The following is a 5633-nucleotide window of genomic DNA, read 5'->3' as shown; positions in this document are numbered from 1 at the left end:
GAAGTAGAGGTTGTATTTACGGTTTTCACAGAATCAGCGTATTATATTAACGGGAAGCATTGTGCAAGTTAGAGCTATTTGAAAGATTTTTGTAACATTTATAAGGGGTAGAACCACATTGCCATCAAGCTAAGATTTTCAGAAACCTCCCATAACAAAAATTTTACCTTTTCACAGTTATTCATAAGAGTTCGGCTCATTTTTTCTTTTTTTTTGCCTTTATTTTTCTTAAGTTGGTGGGTATGTATGGTGACTTCCCTCATGCCTCCTTACAGGGGGAATGATAAGGCATTTTTTATTTACCCAATTACCGGGTTCTCAAATGTTTTAAATAGTTACCTATCCCCTAATCACCGAGTACGTTTATTTCTCTAAATCACTGTCCATAATAATAAATAAAGACAAACCCTTTATCCTTAAGATACAAGCTCTTTCTCAAGAGTATCAAACTCGGTGATTAGGGTAGAGTGGTATATAGTTTCTATATAACAGAGAAAAAGGCACCCTATTTGGATGCTTACATGAGTGTTTAGGTTTTGTATCGTAGATTAAAAGAACTTGGATAAAGTTCTTTTTTAATTTGTAATTAAATCCCAGATTGGCCCATCATACCCAGAATCGTTTCCGTACCCCTAATACCCTCTTTGTTCGTGAATGAAAGAGATCAAAGTTCGTTTACGATATTAAGAGAATCACCAAAAATCTTATTTTTTTGTAATCTTATGAAAGAATTTTGTAATTCCATGAAAGACTTTTGTAACATTTATGAAAGACTTTTGAAAGGCGTTTAGATTATGATGAACTTCTGAACATTACATTCAGTGTAATCAGTAAAAAAAGCACAAATACAAAGTGAGGAATGACGTTATGAATGCAAAATACAAAAAAAGGGTGCCCAAAGTCCTCCCTGTAGGAATTGCAATGGGGATTTTATTCGGTGCTAGCCCAATAGCAAGTCCATTAACGGAAAATACGGTAAAAGCAGATGTTGATACAGCTGCAACAATTATTACAACATTTGGAAAAATATATGACGCGTTTCTTGCAGAGCCATTTGGTAAATGGTTAGAAAAAGTAGATGCAGAATCTACTTATAAAGCTGAGAATGAAAACACTGCTTACAAAGCTCCTACATTTCAAAAGGGAGAGTTTGGTATTAGTGCATTTGATTATTATAAAGATAAAAATTTTAGCAAGAATGTTAAACTTTTATATCCAGATGGAAAATTTGAATATAAAACGATAAAGCATGGGGAACAAATTCGTATTAAGCAAGCTGGTACAATAGTAGACTTAAACCCTGATGAACCAGCTCTATCTAAACATGATCTTTTGTATATTACACAGAAACAATTAGATGAAGGAAAAACGGGGGTTTCACTTACAAATTTCAAAACCTACTATCTACAAAGTAATAATAGCGGTCGAAGAAATTATTTAGCAGAGAAATATTTAAAAGAAAAATTCCCAAATGCTTATCTGGACAGCGGTCTGCTTGATGTTCGTTTTAATGAGGATGATCTTTTTAAGAAACTACCAGAAGAAAAACGTATACTAGGAACAATTACTTCAGAGCCAGTTGGCAAAGACGTTCTTTCGAATTATGTTACGAATGACTCTAAAGCCCTTGAAGATTTTAAGGCCCGAGAAGAAAGTGTATTAGCAGATACGAAATTGAGTCTAGATACACCTATTGCATTGCCATTTATTACATTACATGGTGGTGAAAATTATAAAATTATTCCTTATAAAAAAGGGTCGAAGAAAGTGGTTGTAAAAAAAGGTTCACAATACCTTTCAGGAAAAGAAGGAAATAATCTTCAATACTCTGATTCAATTGGTGATGATGAATTGTTTGAACTTGTTCAGATTGAGAATTCTTATTACGATGAACCTCAATTCCGTTTGAATAACAAAAATGGAGTAAGTTTGGCTGGTAATCAGTATATTGCTCAATTCGGTACGGATTTTAGTTTCAAATCTGAAATTCGTTTCACTGCAAAAAACAACAATGAAATTCATAATTGGCTAAAAGAGTGGTATCCAGGTAAAGAAAATGAGAAACAGAAATATGACGGAATACAGATAGTAACTGATGAAAAGGATCCTAAGAAATGGACTGCAAAAGATTCTTCTGGGAACGTGATAAAGAATAGTTGGGTAAACCAAGGCTCTAATTATTATTATGCAGGTTCTGATGGAGTTTTCTTAACGGGTTGGCATGAAATTGAAGGTAAGAAATATTATTTTCATCCGGATCATTCTGGGGCAATAGTATCGCCAAGTGGCTCAAATGGAGATAATGAAATTGATGGGAAGTACTACCACTTTGATGATAAAGGTGCTTTGCAACGCTCAGCATGGAAAGGTCAAAACTATTCTGATGAGTCTGGAGCGTTTTTTAAAGACGGTCTACGAGAAATCGATGGTAAAATTTATTATTTCCAAGATTACGTGGCCAATACAAAGGAAATCCGTCTAGAAGATCAAAATATTCTTCTTCACTTTTCTGCTAAAGGCGCACTTGAGAAGGCTTCTAAGCTGAATGGAGAAGCGTTAGGTAGCATAACTCATGTTACTTTTAATGAGAAACAGTTCGTGTTTGAAAGAGATGGTTCTATTAGAAAAAGTGGGGTCTCTAAAATCTTTTTACCTGCACTATTTGATGAAAAGGATCAACCTTTACTGGTTTATTACAGTTTTGAAGAAGGACCTGACTATTCTGGCTGGAAAGAAATTGATGGAAAGAAATATTATTTCGAGTCTGGCAAGAACTATAATTTTGATCGTAATGTAGTTATTGACGGGAAAAAATATTACTTTAATCAAGAGGGAGAAGTGCTACCGACAGGGTTTATAGTAAAGGATGCTAAAACATATTATTACAATGATAAAGGCGTTATGCAAACAGGTGGACAAAAAATAAATGGTGATACGTATTACTTCTCGACAGATACTGAAACCCTCGGACAAATGCAGAGTTATATCTTTTTTACGTATGATGGAAAAAAGTATTACGCTGGTAGTAATGGAGCAGCTATGCGAAACGCAGATACGGTTGTAAGGGACACAAAAAGAGATACTCTATACTATATTTACACTAACAGTGAGGGGCATCTTATTGATTCTTGGATAAAAAAATAATTTGCAAGTAAAAGGAGCCAAAAGGTTCCGTTGCAAAGTTTAAAAAAGTAGAAACAGATATTGATGAATGAGGAAAAACATTTAGGCAGTGACTAATAATTTATGTAATTCCTTGTATGTTGAAAAAACGCAGTTTCGTTTATATAGGGGTACAGACCCATCGCCATCAACTTAAGAAATTTATTGTTCCCCAAAACAAAAAAATGAATAGAGTCATAGAAAAAGAAAAAGGCGGATTACTTGTAAGATTAGGGATCCGCCTTTTTCTTGCTACCAATAATGAGACGTTATGTTAACCTAACATGTATATGATATACAACGTACTTTTCTTTTCTGTCACACGATAGAGTGAAATAGGTTCTGTTATCTTTCGTTGTTGATTTACTTTATCAAACTATTTGGAAGTTTTGTTGAATAAGTTGTAAATTTAACATTTTAAAGTAAGAGCATTTCTTTGAAATGAGAAATCCTTTTTATTTTTGTCAAAATTAAAAGGATATTTCAATAACAATAATAATACAATAAAAAACAATACAATTTTATTGTTAAACGATAAATTATATGATAAAATCATGTTGTCATTAAATAAGCGAGGTGCTTTTTATGAAACAAGTTACGACACTCTTTTTAAAGCTAGCTATTATTTTTATAGGAATCCTAGTTCTTGCATTGTGCATATTTTTGGTGCCTAAGATCGGGAATTTTGCTGGAGAATTGTATCCAGATATTGCTTATATGAAATCTCTCGTTTTAATCGATATGTACGCGGCAGCGATACCTTTTTACTTTGCTCTGTATCAAACTTTTAAACTTTTACTCTATATTGATAAGAACCAAGCGTTCTCGGAATTATCGGTAAAGGCTTTAAAGAATATAAAATACTGTGCCATCACGATCAGTACCTTGTACTTGCTAGGTATGCCACTCTACTATCTCATGGCGAAAAGAGTTGACCCTCCAAGTATTATACCAATTGGATTGGTCATTATTTTCGCCTCTATGGTGATCGCCGTTTTTGCTGCTGCTCTCCAAAGACTTTTACAAGAAGCTATTAATATAAAATCAGAAAATGATTTAACGGTCTGAGGTGGAGAATATGGCAATTATTATTAATATTGATGTGATGTTAGCAAAACGAAAAATGAGCGTAACGGAGCTTTCGGAGAGGGTTGGGATTACGATGGCGAATCTTTCCATTCTGAAAAATGGGAAAGCAAAAGCGGTTCGTTTTTCAACATTAGAAGCGATATGTAAGACTTTGGATTGTCAACCAGGTGATATTTTGGAGTACAAAAGCGATGAAGACACTCAATAAAAACAGACAACAACTTTCTTCAACCAATGGGGTTAGCTAGTGAAATTAAGATGAAGGGATAGCGATTAAGCTATCCCTTCTCTGCGTTTATTATTGTTATTTAATTAGAGAATTTGACGTTTACTAATGACCGTTTAATTTTACAAAACAAAAAACCTCTCACAACCTATTTCATAAGTTGTGAGAGGTTTTCTATACTCTATTTTAAAACTTCAATCGAGAAAGAACCCGGCAATAATTGTTCAACCGTTACTTCTTTTTCATCGCCTTTTATGTTCGTTAGTAATACAGGCATTTTCGGATCGCAAAATTCAGCAATAACTTGTCTACAAGCACCACATGGTGAAATTGGACCATCGGTTTCACCTGTAATTACTAAATAACTAAAATCACGTTCACCTTCTGATACTGCTTTAAAGATTACTGTTCTTTCGGCACAATTAGTTAAACCATAAGAAGCATTTTCTATATTGCAACCCGTATAGATTTCGCCTTCTTTCGTCACTAATGCTGCGCCAACAGGGAATTTCGAATACGGAATATAAGCTTTTGATAACATCTTCGTTGCTTCTTCAATATATCTTTTTTTATCCATTTTAGTTCCTCCTCAAAGTAAATGTAATTCTACTCACTATTAATCAGTAATAATTGTATGAATTAATTTAGAAGCTTCCATTTTTCCTAATTTCTTATTATCTCTTAACAATTATATTTCAAATTAACACGTGTTTAAGCACATAGATTTCAAAAGAGAGAAAGAATCCCTTGTTGCATATTTTTGTTTTACTTATTAATAATTACGGTATGTGAAATTATTATTATGATGATGAAAAGCCCCCATAGATCTTATAACTATGAGAGCTGCCTAAGGGTATTTCATATTCGACTTAGCTCTATTGTAACAGGCTTTCGCCATACATGAGAAACATAATGATCCAAAAACTGACGATCATAACAAGAAATTCTTTACACCTTTGCTGAAAGGAAATACGACCTTCTTTCATTCTACATACCCCCTTTTCTCTACAACTTTTTATATGTTAAAATAAGTGGGAAAGAAATGTGCCAATTTCTTTCCTAGATGGTCACTCATGACTTTGCTCTTTGTTTGCTTTTGCAAATGAAGAGCTTTTATTTTGCATACTTATACTTGCTTTCCAGCATCGCATAACGT

General features: G+C 33.5%; 4 protein-coding genes and 1 pseudogene. 4 read left to right on the top strand and 1 reads right to left on the bottom strand.

Annotation, left to right across the window (positions count from 1 at the left end; genetic code table 11):
• From MR109_RS29380 to MR109_RS29365, 4 genes and pseudogenes are all read left to right on the top strand, one after another.
• Nucleotides 1–72 (top strand): annotated as a pseudogene (locus tag MR109_RS29380) (DUF1904 family protein); the annotation flags it as partial.
• A 795-nt stretch (nt 73–867) separates the two neighbouring features.
• On the top strand, nt 868–3144 hold the full coding sequence (locus MR109_RS29375) for an N-acetylmuramoyl-L-alanine amidase family protein (protein ID WP_242274829.1): 2277 nt from the start codon (nt 868–870) through the stop codon (nt 3142–3144).
• A gap of 603 nt (nt 3145–3747) precedes the next feature.
• Complete coding sequence (locus MR109_RS29370) at nt 3748–4230, top strand: DUF2975 domain-containing protein (protein ID WP_242274828.1); 483 nt, start codon at nt 3748–3750, stop codon at nt 4228–4230.
• A gap of 10 nt (nt 4231–4240) precedes the next feature.
• Nucleotides 4241–4459 (top strand): helix-turn-helix domain-containing protein, encoded by a 219-nt coding sequence (locus MR109_RS29365; protein WP_004434885.1) that lies wholly within the window; start codon nt 4241–4243, stop codon nt 4457–4459.
• A 199-nt stretch (nt 4460–4658) separates the two neighbouring features.
• Here MR109_RS29365 and MR109_RS29360 read toward each other — a convergent pair whose 3' ends face one another.
• Nucleotides 4659–5054 carry a cytidine deaminase gene (locus MR109_RS29360; RefSeq protein ID WP_242274827.1) on the bottom strand — a complete coding sequence of 132 codons (396 nt, stop codon included), beginning with the start codon at nt 5052–5054 and terminating at the stop codon, nt 4659–4661.
• Between the last annotated feature and the right edge of the window lie 579 nt (nt 5055–5633).

This window comes from Bacillus cereus group sp. BfR-BA-01310, assembly GCF_022664325.1.
Lineage (GTDB): Bacteria > Bacillota > Bacilli > Bacillales > Bacillaceae_G > Bacillus_A > Bacillus_A paramycoides.
This window is presented reverse-complemented; position numbering and strand designations above follow the sequence as displayed.

What these genes read in the sequence shown, in the direction of transcription:
- MR109_RS29375 (WP_242274829.1), top strand. Translation starts at nt 868, where the DNA reads ATGAATGCAAAATACAAAAAAAGGGTGCCCAAAGTCCTCCCTGTAGGA.
- MR109_RS29360 (WP_242274827.1), bottom strand. Translation starts at nt 5,054, where the DNA reads ATGGATAAAAAAAGATATATTGAAGAAGCAACGAAGATGTTATCAAAA.
- MR109_RS29365 (WP_004434885.1), top strand. Translation starts at nt 4,241, where the DNA reads ATGGCAATTATTATTAATATTGATGTGATGTTAGCAAAACGAAAAATG.
- MR109_RS29370 (WP_242274828.1), top strand. Translation starts at nt 3,748, where the DNA reads ATGAAACAAGTTACGACACTCTTTTTAAAGCTAGCTATTATTTTTATA.